The following is a 17,696-nucleotide window of genomic DNA, read 5'->3' as shown; positions in this document are numbered from 1 at the left end:
CTGCAGAAAGAACAAGATGATGAAACCTGCCAACGAATACCCATCGGCCGACGGCCTCTGGACTGGCCTGCGCCTGGCGACCGATGCCGGCACCGAAGCCGCCATCGTGGTTGCGGAAGGCACGATCCGCTGGGTCGGCGCACGCAACGCGTTGCCCGCCGAGTTCGCGGAGCTTTCTGCGCACGACGGCGGCGATGCGCTCGTCACGCCCGGCCTCGTCGATTGCCACACGCACCTGGTCTACGGCGGCCAGCGCGCGAACGAATTCGCGATGCGGCTCGCGGGCGCGACCTACGAAGAAGTGGCGAAGGCGGGCGGCGGCATCGTCTCGTCGGTGCGCGCCACGCGCGAGGCCGATGAAGACACGCTCTTCGCGCAGGCCGCACCGCGCCTCGAACAGCTGCTGGCCGATGGCGTCTGCGCCATCGAGATCAAGTCGGGCTACGGCCTCTCGCTCGAACATGAGCGAAAGCAACTACGGGTCGCGCGGCGCCTCGGCGACGCGTATGGCGTCACCGTGCGCACCACCTTCCTCGGCGCGCACGCACTGCCGCCCGAATACGCGAACCGCAGCGGCGAGTACGTCGACCTCGTGTGCCGCGAGATGCTGCCCGCGCTCGCGGCCGAAGGCCTCGTCGACGCGGTGGACGTGTTCTGCGAACGCATTGCCTTTTCGCTCGCGGAAACCGAACAGGTCTTCCAGGCCGCGAAGGCGCTGGGCCTGCCGGTGAAGCTGCATGCCGAGCAGCTCTCGAACATGGGCGGTGCCGCGCTCGCCGCGCGCTACGGGGCGCTGTCGTGCGACCACATCGAGCACCTCTCGGCCGAGGGTATCGCGGCGATGCGCCAGTCGGGCACCGTGGCCGTGCTGCTGCCCGGCGCCTACTACACGCTGCGCGATACGCACCTGCCGCCCATCGAGGCGCTGCGCGCCGCGGGCGTGCCGATGGCCGTGTCCACCGACCACAACCCCGGCACCTCGCCGACGCTGAGCCTGCTGCTGATGGTGAACATGGCATGCACGCTGTTCCGCCTGACGGTGCCCGAGGCGCTGGCCGGCGTCACGCTGCATGCGGCGCGCGCGCTGGGCCTCGCAGCCACGCACGGCGCGATCGCCGAAGGCATGCCCGCGAACTTCGTGCTGTGGAATGTGCGCGATGCGGCCGAGCTCGCGTACTGGTTCGGTCAACGTCCGTTGCGCACCGCGGTGCGCCAAGGGCGCATTGCATTGGAAAACGCAGCATGACGCGCACGCTTTTCGCAGCCGATGCGCTGCTGCCTGCGGGCTGGGCGAAGAATGTGCTGCTTACATGGAGCGACGCCGGCCAGCTCACGCAAGTGCAGACCGCCGCGCAGCCATCGGCAGGCGCGCAGGTGGCGAACGGCCCCGTGATCCCCGGGATGCCCAACCTGCACTCGCATGCTTTCCAGCGCGCCTTCGCCGGCCTCACCGAGCACCGCGCCGAGCAGCACGACAGCTTCTGGAGCTGGCGCACGCTGATGTACCGCTTCGCCGCGCGCCTGGGCCCGCAGCACATGGAAGCGATCGCGACCTGGCTCTATGCCGAGATGCTCGAGGCGGGCTACACGAGCGTGTGCGAATTCCAGTACGTGCACCACGACGCCGACGGCCGCCCCTATGCCGACGACGCGACGCTGAGCCTCGCGCTGCTGCGCGCCGCGAAAAAGACCGGCATCGGCTTCACGCTGCTGCCGGTGCTCTACCAGACCAGCGGTTTCGGCGACCAGCCGCCCAACGAAGGCCAGCGCCGCTTCGTGCGCTCGACCGAATCGATGCTGCGCCTGCTCGAAGCGCTCAAGCCCGCGTGCGATGCGCAGGGCGCGCGCCTGGGCCTGGCGCCGCACTCGCTGCGCGCCGTGCCGCCCGAGGCGCTGCGCGATGCGGTCGCGGGGCTCGAAGCCATCGACCGCACGGCGCCGATCCACATCCACATCGCCGAGCAGACGAAGGAAGTGGACGACTGCGTCGAATGGAGCGGCCTGCGCCCCGTCGAGTGGCTGCTCGACCATGCGCCGGTCGATGCGCGCTGGTGCCTCGTGCACGCGACGCACATGAACGACGCCGAATACGAATACGCCGCGAAGAGCGGCGCGGTCGCGGGCCTGTGCCCGACGACCGAGGCGAACCTGGGCGACGGCATCTTCGATTTCGCCAAGTGGCGCAGCCACGGCGGCGCATGGGGCGTGGGCTCCGACAGCCACGCGAGCGTCAACGCGGCCGAAGAACTGCTGATGCTCGAATACAGCCAGCGCCTGGCCAAGCGCCAGCGCAACGTCGGCGCGAGCGCGGCGCAGCCGCATGTCGCCACGGCGCTCACGCTCGAAGCAGTGCAGGGCGGCGCGCAGGCCTCGGGCCGCGCGACCGGCGGGCTCGCCGCGGGGCAGCAGGCCGACTTCATCGTGCTCGATGCGGCGCACGTTGCGCTGCAAGGTCTGCCCGCGCCCGACATGCTTTCGGCGCATGTCTTCGCGAGCCACCGCACCTCTGCCATCGACACCGTGTGGGTGGCCGGCCGCGAGCGCGTCTCGGCCGGACGCCACACGCTGCACGCCGAATCCGCGTCCGCCTTCGTGGCGGCGCGCACCCAACTCCTTCAGGACTGAAACCACCATGGCCTTCACCACCGCCGAACCGGCATTCCGTTTCCGCCAGGGCACGCGCCCGCTGCTGATCTCGATGCCGCACGTCGGCACCCACGTGCCGCCCGCGCTGGCCGCGCGCCTCACCGACGAGGCGCGCCATGTGCCCGACACCGACTGGCACCTCGAGAGGCTCTACGACTTCGCCGACGAACTCGGCGCCTCGGTGCTCGTGGCCACGCACTCGCGCTACGTGATCGACCTGAACCGTCCACCGGATGGCGCGAGCCTCTACCCGGGCCAGAGCGTCACCGGCCTGTGCCCGGTCGACACCTTCGACGACACGCCGGTCTACGCATCGAGCGACGACCTGCCGAACGACGAAGAAGTGGCCCAGCGCCGCGACGCGATCTGGCACCCGTACCACCGCCAGCTGCAGGCCGAGCTCGACCGCCTGAAGGCCGAGCACGGCACCATCGCGCTGTGGGATGCGCACTCGATCCGCTCGGTGCTGCCGCGCTTTTTCGAAGGCAAGCTGCCCGACCTGAACCTGGGCACCGGCAACGGCACGAGCTGCGACCCGGCGCTGGCCGCCACGGTGCTCGGCATCGCCGAATCGGCCACGGGCTACACGGGCGTCCTCAACGGCCGCTTCAAGGGCGGCCACATCACGCGCCAGTACGGCAACCCGGCCGGCGGCGTGCACGCGGTGCAGCTGGAGATGACGCAGTCGAGCTACATGCAGGAGAAGCTGCCCTTCGACTATCTGCCCGAGGTGGCGGCCGGCGTGCAGCCGCATGTGCGGCGGATGATCGAGGCGGTGCTGGCCTTCGTCGAGGGGCCGGCAAAGCACTGACGGGCGGCAGGGCAAGCCTCCTTTTCTACAATCGGAGGTTATGAAGCCCGTCATCTATACCCGCGGCCAGGCTCTGGCCGGCATCCTCGAAAAGCGCATTGCCATCCTCGATGGCGCCATGGGCACGATGATCCAGCGCTTCAAGCTCACCGAGGAACAGTACCGCGGCGAGCGCTTCAAGGACTTCGAGCGCGACGTGAAGGGCAACAACGAGCTGCTCTCGCTCACCCGGCCCGACGTGATCTCCGACATCCACGAGGGCTACCTCGCGGCGGGCGCCGACCTCATCGAGACCAACACCTTCGGCGCGACCACCATCGCGCAGGAGGACTACAAGATGGCGCACCTGGCGCGCGAGATGAACCTCCAATCCGCCAAGCTCGCGCGCGCGGCCTGCGACAAGTTCAGCACCCCCGACAAGCCGCGCTTCGTGGCCGGCGCCCTCGGCCCGACGCCCAAGACCGCGAGCATCAGCCCCGACGTGAACGACCCGGGCGCGCGCAATGTCGATTTCGAATCGCTGCGCGCCGCCTACTACGAGCAGACCGAGGCGCTGGTCGAAGGCGGCGCCGACGTGATCCTGGTCGAGACGATCTTCGACACGCTCAACGCCAAGGCCGCGCTCTTCGCGGTGGACGAGTACTTCGACAACAGCGGCGAGCGCCTGCCGCTGATCATCAGCGGCACGGTGACCGACGCCTCCGGCCGCATCCTGAGCGGCCAGACCGTCACCGCGTTCTGGCACAGCGTGCGGCACGCGCGGCCGCTGGCCATCGGCCTGAACTGCGCGCTGGGCGCGGCGCTGATGCGCCCCTACATCCAGGAGCTCGCGCGCGTGGCGGGCGACACCTTCATCAGCTGCTACCCGAACGCGGGCCTGCCCAACCCGATGAGCGACACCGGTTTCGACGAGACGCCCGATGTCACCTCGCGCCTCTTGCACGAGTTCGCGGCCGAGGGGCTGGTGAACATCGTGGGCGGCTGCTGCGGCACGACGCCGGACCACATCGCGGCGATCGGCCGTGCCGTGGCCCCGGTGCCCGGACGCCTTCTGAACAACGCCGCCGGCTTCTACAGCGAAGCCGCCTGAACCGGCGCACCCGATGCGCGGTGCCGCCCCCCGCTTCGCGGGATTCGCGCTCCTGGTGTCGGCGCTCGCGGGAGGCTGCGGCGACACCGGCAAGCCGCCGTCGTGGGACACGCTGCTGTCCGACCGCATCGCCGGTGCGCGCCCCGACTGCAAGGTCAGCGTGCCGACCCCCGGCAAGATCGCCGTGGCCTGCCCGGATCTGCCGCCCGCCATCTTCGACGTCGCGCCGACGGCCGCCTACTGCCTGCGTGGCACGCGCGATTGCGAGTACGCGATCACGCAAATGGTGTTGATGCTGCCGCCACCGAAGCCTGCGCCCTGAGCGTTGTGAGGTCGGGGCGCGTGGGACGGATCGTTCAGGGCAGCGATCACACCGACGGGGTGCCTTGCTCCGCGAATGTCCCCCGGCCTGCGGCCTCCTCCTTGATTTCGCTGCGCAAGGCACCCCATCGGTGCGATCGCTTCAGCGCACTCGTCGATCACCCACTCACGGCGCCGAATCCTTCGGCGCGTGCGCGGCCGCCTGCCGGTCGCGCGCGATCAGCGCCACGAAGCGCTGCGCGCCCAGCCCCAGCGGGCGCTCCCTCGACCACACCACATCGACCCACAGGTCGAGGCCGTTGCTGAGGTTCTCGAACGGAATCTCGACCAGCGCGCCCGCCGCCACGTGCGGCCGCGCGAAATTGCGCGGGAGCCACCCCCAGCCGAGACCGGCGGTGATCAGGCTCAGCGCGGCCAGCGCATTGTCGGTGCGCCAGACGTGACGCGCGAACACGAAGCGCGGATCGCTGGTGGCCAGGTCGCGGCCGGCGACGACGATCTGGCGCGTGTTCGTGAGGTGCTCTTCCCGCAGCCGTTCGCCGGCCGCCGCGACGAGCGCCGGGTGATCGGGCGCCATCACGGCCACCATCGTGTCGCTGCCCACTTCCTGGAAACCCTCGCGGCCGTCCAGGCTCGGGCGCTCGAACACCAGCGCCAGCTGTGCGCGGCCGCTGTGCAGCAGCGCCAGCGCGTCGGCCTGCGGCGCGGCCAGCACCTCGACCTGCAGCAGCGGGTATTCCTGCGCGAGTTCGGCGAGCGGGCCACTCCAGGGCGCGGCCAGGAGCTCGGGCGCAATCGCCAGCGTCAGGCGGTTTTCCAGCCCCTGGGTCAGCGCGAGCGCCTGCACCTGCAGCTGCTTCAATTGCGCCGCGAGCATCCGCGCCTGCGGCTCCAGCGAACGCGCGGCGGCGGTGGGCTGGGGCTCGCGGCCCTTGCGGTCGAACAGGGGCAGGTCAAGCTCGGCTTCCAGGCCCGCGATGGCCATGCTCACGGCCGAGGGCACCTTGTGCAGCGCCCGCGCGGCGGCCGAGAAGGAGCCGTGGTCGATCACGGCCAGGAACACCTCGACGTTGTCGCTGGAGAAGGCCATGGCGTCCGATCTATCAATTTAATTGAAATAAGATGACTATTTATATCAGTAAATAGCAAATAAAGTCCATCCATCGTATTCAAGTTCAAGAGGAAAAGTCATGCAAGGGCTCCAGCGTCGTGTCGTCTACATCTCCCTGTACGAAGGGATCGCCATCGTGTGCGCCAGCGCCGGCCTGGCCCTGATGACGGACGCGGGGCTCGGCCATTCCGGCGTGCTGGCGGTGGCGGCCTCGGTCGTCGCGGTGATCTGGAACCTGATCTTCAACGCGCTCTTCGAGCGCTGGGAATCGCGCCAGGCCGTGCGCGGGCGCAGCGTGCGCCGCCGCATCGCCCACGCCATCGGCTTCGAGGGCGGGCTGATCGCGTTCCTGGTGCCGATGTTCGCCTGGGGCCTGGGCGTTTCGCTCTGGCAGGCGCTGGTGATGGACCTGGGCCTGGTGGTGTTCTTCCTGGTCTACACCTTCGTCTTCAACTGGGGCTTCGACCGGGTGTTTGGCCTGCCGCGTTCGGCGATGGGCTCGGCCCAGACGGCGTAGACCGTGACCCCCGCAGCGCCAGCGCGCCGGCCAGGCGCAGGCGCTCGCGTTCGTTGAAGAGCGATTCGCGCAGCTGCTCCTGCTGCTCCGGGGGCGCATTGGCGTACTGGTCGAGGCGGCTGTTCCAGTCCCGGTTTTCCTGGTCCAGCGCGGCCAGCTGGCGGGCCGCTTCGTAGCCGTAGGCGGCGCTGCGTTCGGCAAAGCGCTCCTGGGCGCTCGCGCCGCGCGCGTCCATGGCGTCGGTCTGGCGCTGCACGTCGACCTGCGCGGTGAAGGCGCGGCGCTGCTCGCGCTGTTCGGGCGTGAGCAGGGCCTCCTCGCGGCGCTGCGCGGCGGCCGCGCGCTCTTCGGGCGTGAGGTTGGCGTCTCGGGCGAGCGCCATCTTCTCGGCCATGAGGATGTCCTGGCGGATCTCGTCGCCGAAGAGGCCTTCGATTTCCTCGGGCGCGAAGTACCGGCGCCGCACTTCGGCGCGCGCCTCGATGGTCTTGCGCAGCGATGCGGGGTCGCCGCCATCGGGCGGTGGCAGGGCCTGCATGGCCTCCTGCATGTCGACGTAGCGCTCCAGCAGGCCCATCGCGCGCGCGACCAGTTCGGCCGGCAGGCGCTTGGCGAGCAGGGCGGGCGCCATCGCCATGAAGGCCGCCTTGCCGGTGGCCTGCGCCTCGGCGAGCACGCTCTCGAAGACGAGGATGAGCGAGGGGTTCAGCATGGCATCGGGGGCGGGGCGGGCGTCGCCGATCGGCTGCGCTGCCGGCACTGCGCCGACCGTGCCACCCGGGCCGGCGGCGGCGGAAGTCGCCACCACCGTCTCGGGGGCGTCGGCCGGCGGCAGCCCGTCCACCAGCCACCATCCGCCGAGGATGGCGAGCGCCGCGGCGCCCGCCATCGCACCGAGCTGCAGCGGTCTGGCCTTTTTCACGAGGAGGCGTGCCGCATCGTCAGAGGCCCGCGCTCTTCAAGCGCGCCGCCTGCTCCTGGAAGAGCTGCACCGGCTTCTTCTCGAACAGCGTCCACAGCCCGATGTAGGTCAGGCCGAAAAGCTGGTTGACCTCGTCCAGGTGGTTCTGGCGGTAGTCGCCCAGGTGCGTGCCCAGGCGGGTGCTGCACACGGCCAGCAGGCCGTCGTTGGTCTCGCCCCCGAAGGCGATGAGGCTCAGCCCGCCCATCGCCACGTCGCTCGCATCGAACGCGTTGGTGAGCGGCTGCACGCCGGACCACGAGTAGTAGCGCACGCCGTTCGCCTCGGCCGGGCCGCTCTTCACGTCGCACGAGGCGCCGGGGGCCGGGCGGCCCTGCGGAAATTTCTTGTCGAAGGCCGCGCCGCCCGCGGTGGTGAGCGAGCTGAGCGCGTTCAACGGCACCTCGGGCAGCTCGCTCGGGTCCTTGCCCGAGAGGGCGCCCAGCAGCAGCATCGCCAGGCGCAGCGTCTCGGCGACCACCGCCTCGGAGACGCTGCCCTCGGGAATCCTGCGCAGGATGTCGGCCACCTTCGAGCCGCCGTTGGCACCGCCCACGGAGGTGACCGAGGCGACCAGCCCGGGCTCCACCGCCGCCACGTAGCGCGCGGTGGGCGCGCCCTGCGAATGGCCGATGAGGTTGAACTTGAGCGACGGGTTGCCCGAGAGCGCCCGCAGGTTCTTCAGCTCCTGGATCAGCTGCTCGCCGCGGATCTCGGAACTGTTGGCGCCCGAGACCTGGGCCACGTACACCTTGGCGCCCGCGCCGGCCAAGCTCTCGGGGATGCGATAGAAGTAGTCGATGCCCAGCACGTTGTCGAAGCCGAAGAGGCCGTGCACCAGCACGATCGGGTTCTTCGTCTTCGCTTCGCTGGACGTCACCCGGGCCTGGACCTGCGTGGGGGTGTCGGTGATGGCCGCCTGGCTCAGCGTGGTCGTCCCCAAAAGGCCGAAGAGCAGTGCGGCGCAGACCGGGCGGGCGGTGAGGCGCAGCAGCCTCGAATTCCTCTTTCTTGGCATATGTTCATTCCTTTGTTTTCAAATAAAAACACGAACGTTCGTTCTTCGACGAATTGCGCGCCCGCATTCTGTGGGGGGTGCCTGGGAGGCCTGCATAGGGCTTTCCCGCGGGAGCGGGCGAACGCCCTTAAAATCCATCCCCTCCCAAGGAGCGTTGCAGCGGTCCGCCAGGCGGGCCGTCAGGCTTGGGATTTCAAAACGACGCTCGCCTGTTTGTTCCTTTCGCAGGTGAGCCCATGGCCCAGACCCCCCAAATTGCCGTTCCCCCCATGAAGCTGTCCGGCCTCGAGCCGGTCGCCATCGGCGCGGGGACGCTGTTCGTCAACATCGGCGAGCGCACCAACGTCACCGGCTCCAAGGCCTTCGCGCGGATGATCCTGAACGGCCAGTTCGAAGAGGCCCTGGCCGTCGCGCGCCAGCAGGTGGAGAACGGCGCCCAGGTGATCGACATCAACATGGACGAGGCCATGCTGGACAGCAAGGTCGCGATGGTCCGCTTCCTGAACCTCATTGCCAGCGAGCCCGACATCGCGCGCGTGCCGGTGATGGTGGACAGCTCCAAGTGGGAGGTGATCGAGGCGGGCCTTCGCTGCATCCAGGGCAAGGGCATCGTCAACTCCATCTCCATGAAGGAGGGCGTGGACAAGTTCAAGCACGAGGCCAAGCTCGTGAAGCGCTACGGCGCCGCCGCCGTGGTGATGGCCTTCGACGAGAAGGGCCAGGCCGACACCTACGAGCGCAAGGTCGAGATCTGCGAGCGCGCCTACCGCATCCTGGTGGACGAGGTGGGCTTTGCGCCCGAGGACATCATCTTCGACCCGAACATCTTCGCCATCGCCACCGGCATCGAGGAGCACGACAACTACGCGGTCGACTTCATCAACGCGGTGCGCTGGATCAAGGAGAACCTGCCGGGCGCCAAGGTGTCGGGCGGCGTGTCGAACGTGAGCTTCAGCTTCCGCGGCAACGACCCGATGCGCGAAGCGATCCACACCGTGTTCCTGTACCACGCGATCAAGGCGGGCATGGACATGGGCATCGTCAACGCGGGCATGGTGGGCGTGTACGACGACCTGGAGCCCGAACTGCGCGAGCGCGTGGAAGACGTGGTGCTCAACCGCCGTCCGGACGCTGGCGAACGCCTCGTGGAAGTCGCCGAGACCGCCAAGAGCGGCGCCAAGGACGAGAGCAAGCGCCTCGAATGGCGCGGCACGCCCGAGCACCCGGTGCACGTCAACCAGCGCCTCTCGCACGCCATGGTGCACGGCATCACCGACTTCATCGTCGAAGACACCGAAGAGGCCTACCAGCAGATCCTGGCCAGGGGCGGCCGTCCGCTGCACGTGATCGAAGGCCCGCTCATGGACGGCATGAACATCGTGGGCGACCTGTTCGGCGCCGGCAAGATGTTCCTGCCGCAGGTGGTCAAGTCGGCGCGCGTGATGAAGTCCGCCGTGGCCCACCTGCTGCCCTACATCGAGGAAGAAAAGCTGCGCGACGAGGCCGCCGGCCGCGACGTGCGCACCAAGGGCAAGATCATCATCGCCACGGTGAAGGGCGACGTGCACGACATCGGCAAGAACATCGTGACCGTCGTGCTCCAGTGCAACAACTTCGAAGTGGTGAACATGGGCGTGATGGTCCCGTGCCACGAGATCCTGGCGCGCGCCAAGGTCGAGGGCGCGGACATCGTGGGCCTCTCGGGCCTCATCACGCCGAGCCTGGAAGAGATGCAGTACGTGGCCGGCGAGATGCAGCGCGACGACCATTTCCGCATCAAGAAGATCCCGCTCATGATCGGCGGCGCCACCACCAGCCGCGTGCACACGGCCGTGAAGATCGCGCCGCATTACGAAGGCCCCGTGGTCTACGTGCCCGATGCGTCGCGCAGCGTGAGCGTGGCGCAGTCGCTGCTCTCCGACCAGGCCACCGCGTACATCGACGAGATCAATGCCGACTACGAGAAGGTGCGCACGCAGCACGCCAACAAGAAGCAGGTGCCGATGTGGCCGCTGGCCAAGGCGCGCGCCAACAAGACGCCCATCGACTGGACGAACTACACGCCGCCCGTGCCGAAGTTCATCGGCCGTCGCGTGTTCAAGAACTTCGACCTCACCGAGCTCGCCAAGTACATCGACTGGGGCCCGTTCTTCCAGACCTGGGACCTGGCCGGCCCGTTCCCCGCGATCCTGAAGGACGAAGTCGTCGGCACGGAAGCCGTGCGCGTGTACGCCGACGGCCAGCGCATGTTGAAGCGCCTGATCGAAGGCCGCTGGCTCAGCGCGAGCGGCATCGTCGGCTTCTGGCCCGCCAACACGGTGAACGACGACGACATCGAGCTCTACACCGACGAGACGCGCAGCGAAGTCGCGCTCACCTGGTACGGCATGCGCCAGCAGACCGAAAAGCAGGCGATCGACGGCGTGATGCGCCCCAGCCGCTGCCTGGCCGACTTCGTCGCGCCCAAGGACAGCGGCCTCGCGGACTACGTGGGCGTGTTCGCAGTCACCGCGGGCCTGGGCGTCGAGAAAAAAGAGAAGTACTTCATCGACGACCTGGACGACTACTCGGCCATCATGTTGAAGGCCCTGGCCGACCGGCTGGCCGAGGCCTTTGCCGAATCGCTGCACCACCGTGCGCGCACCGACCTCTGGGGCTACGCGCACGACGAGAGCCTCAGCAACGAGGACATGATCGGCGAGAAGTACCGCGGCATCCGCCCCGCGCCCGGCTACCCGGCCTGCCCGGACCACAGCGTGAAGGGCCCGATGTTCGACCTTCTGAACTGCGCGGACATTGGCATGACCCTGACGGAAAGCCTCGCTATGATGCCCGCCGCCAGCGTCAGCGGTTTCTACCTGAGCCACCCCGACGCGACGTACTTCAACGTCGGCAAGATCGGGCACGACCAGTTGCAGGACCAGGCCGCGCGGCGCAAGGAGAGCGAGTCCGTCCTGGAGCGCCTGCTGGCGCCCAACCTTTGAACCTGCCGGCCGGCGTGGCCGACCGGCACCGGGAGTTGTTATTCAGAAGCTGATGTTTGCAGCCGCGCACTACGCGGCACTCGTGGTTTTCATCGTCAGCTGCTGGGGGTGGGGGCGCGGCGTGCTGGCCCGCCTGGCACCGCCGCCGCGCCGCGATGCATGGCTCGAAGGCGCGGTGGCCACGGCGCTCGGCGTCGGGCTCTTCATCTGCGCGTTCCAGGTGCTGGCGATCTTCGGCGTGTTCAAGCTCGGCGCCACGCTGGCGGTGGTTGCCGCGGGCGTCGTCGTCGCCGCGCTGCAGTTGCCCGCCTGGCTGCGCGAGCGGCGCGCCCTGAACGCGAGCGCCGTCGCCGTGCCGTGGACCTACTTCGACCGCATCGCGATGGTGGCGCTGGCGTTGGTCGCGCTGCCCGCGCTGGTCGCGCCGCTCGCCCCGCCGGCCGCCTTCGACGAGCTGATGTACCACCTGCCCTATGCACGCGAAGTCGCGCAGCAGGGCTCGCTGGGCATCCACGAATGGCTGCGCTACCCCTGGTTTCCGTACAACTACAACCTGCTCTACGCCGCTGCATTGCAGGTGGGCGACGACGTGCTGCCGCACTTCCTGAACGCGCTGGCGGGCGGGCTCTCGGTGGTGATGATCTATCGCCTGGGCATGCTGCACGCCAACCGGCTCACCGCCTGTATCGGCGCGGCGATCTGGCTGGGGCTGGGCGATTACTCGAACGCGCTGATCGACATGGGCGTGGCGCTCTTCGTGCTCACGGCCTGCGTGTCGCTGTGGTGGTGGCGTGAATCGCAGCCGGTGCACAGCGGCATGCGCTGGCTCGGGCTTGCCGCCTTCTGCCTGGGCGTGGCGGCGGGCTCCAAGTACCAGGCGCTGGTCTTCATGCCGCTGGTGGCGCTGTTCGTCGTGTGGCATGAGCGCCGGCCCAAGGCCTGGGCGCTCGCGCTCGTGTGCTTTCTCATTCCGTGCATCTACTGGTATGCGCGCAATGCCGTCATGACCGGCGATCCGTTCAACCCGATCGGCGCGCGCGTGTTCGGCTTCAGCGAGTGGATTCCGGCCGACTACGTGCAGCAACTGGCCGACGTGCGCGACCACGCCGAGATGCCGAACGCGCTGATCTGGTCGGTGTTCCTCGCGCCCTTCGGCGCCTTGTGGAAGCGCTCGGCCGCGGTGCGCGCCGCGGGCTGGTTCTGCTTCTATTCGCTGGCCGTGTGGGTCGTGACCTCGCGCTATCCGCGGTACCTCACGGCCTCGTTCCCGCTGCTCGCGATGACGGCCGCCATCGGCTGGCAGGTGCTGTTCGGCTGGATCGCGGCGGGCGTGCGTCGCCTCTTCGGCATGAAGGCGGCCGCCGCAGAAGGCGTGCCCGAGCTCACCAACCGGCGCAGTGCGGCGCGCATCGGCGACTGGGTGGTCGTGCTGCTGTTGGCCGTGCTCGCGGCGGTGTCGGTGCGGCAGACCGCGGGCAAGGTCGCGATGGTTTCGCCCACGCCCGAGACGCGCGAGGCGTTCCTGCGCCAGCACGTGCCGGGCTATGCCGTCATGGACTACCTGCGCCGCAACCCGACCGGCCGCGTCTACCAGATCGCGCTGAACGAAGCGATCTACTACGGCCCGAATCCGATCTGGGGCGACACGCTCGGCCCGTGGCGCTATGCCGACTTTTTGCTGCTGCCGCCCGGCGACATGGCGCGCAAGCTCGGCAAGCTGGGCTTCACCGCCATCGTCATGCCCGACCACCTGGCGCCGACGCTGGCGACCCGCGCCGGCTTCGACACCCACTTCGCCCCGCTGTTCGCGCAAGACGGCAGCCGGGCCTACCGTATCCTTCCGACCGCACCATGAATGACGCCGACGACACCGTGAGCCGACCGCGCGCCGCGCCGCGCATTGCCGCGGTCATTCCGTGCTTCAACGAGGCGCTGGCCATCCGCCAGGTGGTCGAGGGGTTCCGCGCGGCGCTGCCGGCCGACGCCGAGATCCACGTGTTCGACAACAACTCGACCGACGACACCGCCGCCGTCGCGCGCGCGGCCGGCGCCATCGTCACGCACGTGGCCGCGCCGGGCAAAGGCAACGTGGTGCGGCGCATGTTCGCCGACGTGGAGGCCGACATCTACGTGATGGTCGATGGCGACGCCACCTACGACACGGCCGCGGCGCCGCGCCTCATCCAGCGGCTGGTCGACGGCAACCTGGACATGGTGGTGGGCAACCGCATCGACGACGGGCAGAACGCGCTCACCTACCGCGCGGGCCATCGCCTGGGCAACCGCATGCTCACGGGCGCCGTGGTGCAGCTCTTCGGCGGGGGCCTCACCGACATGCTCTCGGGCTACCGCGTGTTCTCGCGTCGCTATGCGAAGTCGTTCCCGGCGCTCTCGCGCGGCTTCGAGATCGAGACCGAACTCACCGTGCACGCGCTGGAGCTGCGCATGCCCTGGGCCGAGGAAAGCACCGCCTACAGCACGCGCCCCGAGGGCTCGCACAGCAAGCTCTCGACCTACCGCGACGGCTGGCGCATCCTCAAGACCATCTGCAAGCTCTTCGTGAGCGAGCGGCCGCTGCAGTTCTTCTCGATCATCGCTGCGCTGCTCGCGGCGGGCGCGATCGCGCTGGTCGTGCCTCTGGTGGTCACCTACATGCACACCGGCCTGGTGCCCCGGCTCCCCACGGCGGTGCTGGCCACCGGCGCGATGCTGGGCGCGATGCTCTCGATCGTGTGCGGCGTGGTGATGCACGCCGTGACGCTCGGCCGCAGGGAGGCCAAGCGGCTGCGCTACCTGGCGATTCCGGGCGTGCGCAACTGCAGTCGCAGCACCACCCGCAGCGCCTTGAAATGAAGCTCGGGCGCGAGCTCCTGTCGTTCGGCCTGGTGGGGGTGATCGGCTACGTGGTCGATGTGACGGTGCTGTACCTGCTCGCGCCGCTCCTGGGCTGGTATGGCGCGCGCGTGCTGTCGTTCCTGGCGGCCGCCACCGCCACCTGGGCGCTGAACCGCCGCTACACCTTCAGCGACCGCAGCGCCGATGTCCCCATCCTGCGCGAATACCTCGGCTATCTCTTCACCATGTTGGGCGGCCTGGTTTTCAACTACAGCGCGTATGTGCTGGTGCTGCACTGGGTCACCAGCCCCTGGGCGCCCGCGGCGGGCGTGGCCGCGGGCAGCTGCGCGGGACTGGTCGTGAACTTCCTGTCGGCGCGCTACCTGATCTTCAAGTCGAAGCCCGGCGCCTGAGCGCCACGCGCACCCCGGGCCACCCCGCGCTTCAGTGCCCGCCCGACGCCACCACCGGAATCTCCGTCGCGGGCGGCGTGTTGCGGCTGCGGCCGCAGCGCACGATGCCGTCGATCATCACCATGCCCACGCCCGGAATGTCGCCCAGCTGCACGCTCTCGAGGAGACCCGGCGCGGGCGAATGCTGCGCGCGGTCCATGAAGACGAAGTCGGCATCGCGGCCCACTTCGACAAGGCCGCAGTTCAGCTTGCGGATCTTCGCGGTGTTGCCCGTCGCGAAGCAGAACACCAGCTCGGCCGGAATGTTCGCGATGGACGACAGCATCGCCACCATGCGCAGGATGCCCAGCGGCTGCACGCCCGAGCCCGCGGGCCCGTCGGTGCCCAGGATCACGCGGTGCGGGCATTTCAGTTCGAGCGCGGCCTTGGCCGCCGCGATGGCGACCTTCTCGTTGCCGTTGTGCACGATCTCGATCGCGCGCGAGCTCTTCTCGCACAGCTCGCACACATGCGCCTCGGGCAGCGAGGTGTGGCCGCCGTTGATGTGGCCGATGATGTCGGCGTCGGCTTCGAGCACCACGTCCTTGTCGATCAGGCCCGAGCCCGGGATCGACGGGCCGCCCGTGTGGATCGTGCTCTGGATGCCGTACTTGCGCGCCCACGCCACCATCTCCTTGGCCTCGTAGCCGGCCTTCACCGAGCCCAGGCCCACTTCGCCCAGGAGGCCCACGCCGGCTTCGGCGAGCTCCTTGAAGTCGCTCTCGACCATGCCCTTCTCGATGACCGGCGCGCCGGCCAGCACCTTCACGCCGCCGGGGCGGAAGTTGTCGAACGCGCGCTGCGCGGTGATGGCCAACGCCTTCAGGCCCACGATGTCCTTGGGGCGCCCCGGCAGGTGCACTTCGCCCGCCGAGATCATGGTGGTCACGCCGCCGTGCATTGTGGAATCGATCCAGCCGATCTGGCCCTGGCGCGGCGTCCAGTCGCCGAACACCGGGTGCACGTGGCTGTCGATGAGGCCGGGCGCGACGCAGGTCTTCTTCGCGTCGATGACGGTTTTCGCGCCTTCGAGGTCGCAGTCCTTTTCCTTGCCGACCGCGACGATCAGGCCGTCGTTCACCACGATGGTGTCGGCGTCCAGGATGGGCTTGTCGATGTCGCCCGAGAGCAAGAGCCCGATGTTCTTTATGACGACCTTGCCCGACTTTGCGCCGGCTGCGATTTCTGCCATTTCGTGGTGTCCTCGTCGTGGGGTGGGGTGTTGTCTTGTATGTCGTCCGCGCGCACGGTGCGCAGCACGGTCTCGATCACGAAATCTTCCCAATGCGTGACCGCCTCGGGCGACTCCAGCGGCTCGCCGAGGAAGGCGGTGAGCGTGTGCCGGTTGGAGGTATAGAAATAGCCGGTGGAGGCGATCAGCAGATAGATGTCGCGCGCCACCAGGTCCCGGCGGAAGAGGCCCTGCGCCGAGCCGCTCGCCAGAATTTCCTCGATGATCGCCACCGCGCGCGACGAGTATTCGCGCGCCCGCAGCGACTTGGAAATGTGCCGGCCCTTGTGCAGGTTCTCGGTGTTCAAGAGCGTCACGAACTCGGGGTTCTTGCGGTAGTAGCCGAGCACGAAGCGGATGACTTCGGTGAGCGCTTCCACGGGGCGGCTCGCATCGAGTGCGATCGCTGCCTCGGCATCGTCCATGCGCTGGTAGATGCCTTCGAGCACCGCGATGAACAGGCCCTCTTTGCTGCCGAAGTAGTAGTAGATCATCCGGTCGTACGACTTGGCCGCCTTGGAGATCTTCTCCACGCTGCCGCCGTCGTAGCCGTACTTGGCGAACACCTTGGTCGCCGACTTCAGGATGCTGTCGCGCGTGGCCTGCGCCGCGGCCTCGCGCACGCCGGTGCGGCGCTGGGGCTTGGGCTTCGATGCGGTGCGGCTGTCGGCCATCGTGCGCGCGGCGTCTTCGGCTTACTTCTCGGCGAAGGCGCGTTCGACGACGAAGTCGCCGGGCGTGCTCGTGTTGCCTTCCTTGAAGCCGCGCTTCTCCAGGATGTGCTTCAGGTCCACCAGGAGGCCCGGGCTGCCGCACAGCATGACGCGGTCTTCCTCGACATTGAGCGGCGGCAGGCCCAGGTCGTCGGTGAGCTTGTTGCTCTCGATGAGGTCGGTGATGCGGCCCTGGTTGCGGAACTCTTCGCGCGTGACGGTCGGGTAGTAGAGCAGTTGCTTTTCGATCATCTCGCCCAGGATCTCGTGCTTGGGCAGGTGGTCGGTCACCAGGTCGTGATAGGCCAACTCGTCGACCTGGCGCACGCCGTGCACCAGGATGACCTGTTCGAACTTCTCGTAGGTGTCCGGGTCGCGGATGATGCTCATGAACGGTGCGAGGCCGGTGCCCGTGCCGAAGAGGTACAGGCGCTTGGCCGGCAGCGTGTAGTCGATCAGCAGCGTGCCCGTGGGCTTGCGGCCCACGATGATGGTGTCGCCCACCTGGATGTGCTGCAGCTTGGAGGTGAGCGGGCCTTCTTCCACCTTGATGCTCAGGAACTCCAGGTGCTCCTCGTAGTTCGGGCTCACGATGCTGTAGGCGCGCAGCAGGGGCTTGTTGTTGACCTTCAGCCCGATCATCGTGAAATGACCGTTCGAGAAGCGCAGCGCCGGATCGCGCGTGGTGGTGAAGGTGAACAGGCGGTCGGTCCAGTGGTGGACGCTCAGGACGCGTTCTTCGCTGAATGCACTCATACGGAACTCAAGAGTTGGTTGATGACAGAAAGAGGGGAGGCTGGCTGCGCCGAGGTGCACACCCGTGGTGCGCGAGCCGTCGGCCGGCTGCGAACCCTCCATTGTCGTTGGTCGGAAAAACCCCGATGAACACCGCGAGAAAACACCATTGCAAGCATCGGGCCTGTTTGCTACATTGATCTTCAATGTAGTGAATGCAACATGAAAGTGTAGGGAATGCTACACAAACGGAAGACGGCGCACAAGCGGG

The 17,696-nt window shown here is 68.3% G+C and carries 16 protein-coding genes and 1 riboswitch; of the genes, 10 read left to right on the top strand and 6 right to left on the bottom strand.

Annotated features, from left to right (window positions below; translation table 11 throughout):
* Positions 1–19: 19 nt before the first annotated feature.
* Genes hutI through ACZYRS_RS00180 form a run of 5 tightly spaced genes read left to right on the top strand, consistent with a single transcriptional unit; the run spans position 20 to position 4,869 of the window.
* Positions 20–1,246, top strand: a complete 1,227-nt coding sequence (gene hutI / locus ACZYRS_RS00200) for an imidazolonepropionase (RefSeq protein WP_463417673.1) — start codon at positions 20–22, stop codon at positions 1,244–1,246.
* Entirely contained in the window at positions 1,243–2,625 is a 1,383-nt protein-coding gene (locus tag ACZYRS_RS00195; RefSeq protein WP_463417672.1) for a formimidoylglutamate deiminase, read from the top strand. The genes hutI and ACZYRS_RS00195 overlap by 4 nt, the downstream gene beginning before the upstream one ends.
* 7 nt (positions 2,626–2,632) lie before the next feature.
* Positions 2,633–3,457 carry an N-formylglutamate deformylase gene (gene hutG / locus ACZYRS_RS00190; RefSeq protein WP_463417671.1) on the top strand — a complete coding sequence of 275 codons (825 nt, stop codon included), beginning with the start codon at positions 2,633–2,635 and terminating at the stop codon, positions 3,455–3,457.
* Between the two features lie 40 nt (positions 3,458–3,497).
* Positions 3,498–4,547 (top strand): homocysteine S-methyltransferase family protein, encoded by a 1,050-nt coding sequence (locus tag ACZYRS_RS00185; protein WP_198789434.1) that lies wholly within the window; start codon positions 3,498–3,500, stop codon positions 4,545–4,547.
* Positions 4,548–4,560: 13 nt separating this feature from the next.
* Positions 4,561–4,869 (top strand): hypothetical protein, encoded by a 309-nt coding sequence (locus ACZYRS_RS00180; RefSeq protein WP_198789433.1) that lies wholly within the window; start codon positions 4,561–4,563, stop codon positions 4,867–4,869.
* Between the two features lie 165 nt (positions 4,870–5,034).
* On the opposite strand, the gene ACZYRS_RS00175 is transcribed toward ACZYRS_RS00180, so the two are convergent.
* Entirely contained in the window at positions 5,035–5,958 is a 924-nt protein-coding gene (locus ACZYRS_RS00175) for a LysR family transcriptional regulator (protein WP_463417670.1), read from the bottom strand.
* Positions 5,959–6,058: 100 nt separating this feature from the next.
* Between ACZYRS_RS00175 and ACZYRS_RS00170 the strand changes: the two genes are divergently transcribed.
* Positions 6,059–6,496, top strand: coding sequence for a PACE efflux transporter (locus tag ACZYRS_RS00170; RefSeq protein WP_198789431.1), 438 nt, complete (start codon positions 6,059–6,061; stop codon positions 6,494–6,496).
* On the opposite strand, the gene ACZYRS_RS00165 is transcribed toward ACZYRS_RS00170, so the two are convergent.
* Positions 6,429–7,418, bottom strand: coding sequence for a lipase secretion chaperone (locus ACZYRS_RS00165; protein ID WP_463417669.1), 990 nt, complete (start codon positions 7,416–7,418; stop codon positions 6,429–6,431). The genes ACZYRS_RS00170 and ACZYRS_RS00165 overlap by 68 nt on opposite strands.
* Before the next feature lie 19 nt (positions 7,419–7,437).
* Positions 7,438–8,475 (bottom strand): lipase family alpha/beta hydrolase, encoded by a 1,038-nt coding sequence (locus ACZYRS_RS00160; protein WP_198789429.1) that lies wholly within the window; start codon positions 8,473–8,475, stop codon positions 7,438–7,440.
* A gap of 140 nt (positions 8,476–8,615) precedes the next feature.
* Positions 8,616–8,689, top strand: a riboswitch (S-adenosyl-L-homocysteine riboswitch).
* A 22-nt stretch (positions 8,690–8,711) separates the two neighbouring features.
* On the opposite strand from ACZYRS_RS00160, the gene metH reads away from it, so the two are divergent.
* From metH to ACZYRS_RS00140, 4 genes are read left to right on the top strand one after another with little or no spacing between them, the layout of a single operon-like run.
* Positions 8,712–11,459 (top strand): methionine synthase, encoded by a 2,748-nt coding sequence (gene metH / locus ACZYRS_RS00155; protein WP_463417668.1) that lies wholly within the window; start codon positions 8,712–8,714, stop codon positions 11,457–11,459.
* 52 nt (positions 11,460–11,511) lie between these two features.
* A complete protein-coding gene (locus tag ACZYRS_RS00150; RefSeq protein ID WP_463417667.1) occupies positions 11,512–13,314 on the top strand; it encodes an ArnT family glycosyltransferase in 1,803 nt (600 codons plus the stop codon).
* A complete protein-coding gene (locus ACZYRS_RS00145) occupies positions 13,311–14,312 on the top strand; it encodes a glycosyltransferase (RefSeq protein WP_463417666.1) in 1,002 nt (333 codons plus the stop codon). Before ACZYRS_RS00150 ends, ACZYRS_RS00145 begins: the two co-directional genes overlap by 4 nt.
* Positions 14,309–14,707: a GtrA family protein gene (locus ACZYRS_RS00140; protein ID WP_463417665.1), complete on the top strand. Its 399-nt coding sequence runs from the start codon at positions 14,309–14,311 to the stop codon at positions 14,705–14,707. Before ACZYRS_RS00145 ends, ACZYRS_RS00140 begins: the two co-directional genes overlap by 4 nt.
* Positions 14,708–14,738: 31 nt before the next feature.
* On the opposite strand, the gene ACZYRS_RS00135 is transcribed toward ACZYRS_RS00140, so the two are convergent.
* The 3 genes from ACZYRS_RS00135 to ACZYRS_RS00125 are packed head-to-tail and all read right to left on the bottom strand — an operon-like array spanning position 14,739 to position 17,446.
* Positions 14,739–15,938: an amidohydrolase family protein gene (locus ACZYRS_RS00135; RefSeq protein WP_463417664.1), complete on the bottom strand. Its 1,200-nt coding sequence runs from the start codon at positions 15,936–15,938 to the stop codon at positions 14,739–14,741.
* Positions 15,893–16,651: a TetR/AcrR family transcriptional regulator gene (locus ACZYRS_RS00130; protein WP_198789423.1), complete on the bottom strand. Its 759-nt coding sequence runs from the start codon at positions 16,649–16,651 to the stop codon at positions 15,893–15,895. The genes ACZYRS_RS00135 and ACZYRS_RS00130 overlap by 46 nt, the downstream gene beginning before the upstream one ends.
* Positions 16,652–16,672: 21 nt before the next feature.
* The gene (locus tag ACZYRS_RS00125; protein WP_130426483.1) at positions 16,673–17,446 is read right to left on the bottom strand and encodes a ferredoxin--NADP reductase; all 774 of its coding nucleotides are present in this window, start codon (positions 17,444–17,446) and stop codon (positions 16,673–16,675) included.
* Positions 17,447–17,696 lie beyond the last annotated feature (250 nt).

Source organism: Variovorax sp. AC194, from assembly GCF_979257995.1.
Note: the sequence above shows the minus strand (reverse complement) of the source record. Positions and strands in the feature narration are given on the sequence as shown.

What these genes read in the sequence shown, in the direction of transcription:
- hutI (WP_463417673.1), top strand. Translation starts at nt 20, where the DNA reads ATGAAACCTGCCAACGAATACCCATCGGCCGACGGCCTCTGGACTGGC.
- ACZYRS_RS00195 (WP_463417672.1), top strand. Translation starts at nt 1,243, where the DNA reads ATGACGCGCACGCTTTTCGCAGCCGATGCGCTGCTGCCTGCGGGCTGG.
- hutG (WP_463417671.1), top strand. Translation starts at nt 2,633, where the DNA reads ATGGCCTTCACCACCGCCGAACCGGCATTCCGTTTCCGCCAGGGCACG.
- ACZYRS_RS00185 (WP_198789434.1), top strand. Translation starts at nt 3,498, where the DNA reads ATGAAGCCCGTCATCTATACCCGCGGCCAGGCTCTGGCCGGCATCCTC.
- ACZYRS_RS00180 (WP_198789433.1), top strand. Translation starts at nt 4,561, where the DNA reads ATGCGCGGTGCCGCCCCCCGCTTCGCGGGATTCGCGCTCCTGGTGTCG.
- ACZYRS_RS00175 (WP_463417670.1), bottom strand. Translation starts at nt 5,958, where the DNA reads ATGGCCTTCTCCAGCGACAACGTCGAGGTGTTCCTGGCCGTGATCGAC.
- ACZYRS_RS00170 (WP_198789431.1), top strand. Translation starts at nt 6,059, where the DNA reads ATGCAAGGGCTCCAGCGTCGTGTCGTCTACATCTCCCTGTACGAAGGG.
- ACZYRS_RS00160 (WP_198789429.1), bottom strand. Translation starts at nt 8,475, where the DNA reads ATGCCAAGAAAGAGGAATTCGAGGCTGCTGCGCCTCACCGCCCGCCCG.
- metH (WP_463417668.1), top strand. Translation starts at nt 8,712, where the DNA reads ATGGCCCAGACCCCCCAAATTGCCGTTCCCCCCATGAAGCTGTCCGGC.
- ACZYRS_RS00150 (WP_463417667.1), top strand. Translation starts at nt 11,512, where the DNA reads ATGTTTGCAGCCGCGCACTACGCGGCACTCGTGGTTTTCATCGTCAGC.
- ACZYRS_RS00145 (WP_463417666.1), top strand. Translation starts at nt 13,311, where the DNA reads ATGAATGACGCCGACGACACCGTGAGCCGACCGCGCGCCGCGCCGCGC.
- ACZYRS_RS00140 (WP_463417665.1), top strand. Translation starts at nt 14,309, where the DNA reads ATGAAGCTCGGGCGCGAGCTCCTGTCGTTCGGCCTGGTGGGGGTGATC.
- ACZYRS_RS00135 (WP_463417664.1), bottom strand. Translation starts at nt 15,938, where the DNA reads ATGGCAGAAATCGCAGCCGGCGCAAAGTCGGGCAAGGTCGTCATAAAG.
- ACZYRS_RS00130 (WP_198789423.1), bottom strand. Translation starts at nt 16,651, where the DNA reads ATGGCCGACAGCCGCACCGCATCGAAGCCCAAGCCCCAGCGCCGCACC.
- ACZYRS_RS00125 (WP_130426483.1), bottom strand. Translation starts at nt 17,446, where the DNA reads ATGAGTGCATTCAGCGAAGAACGCGTCCTGAGCGTCCACCACTGGACC.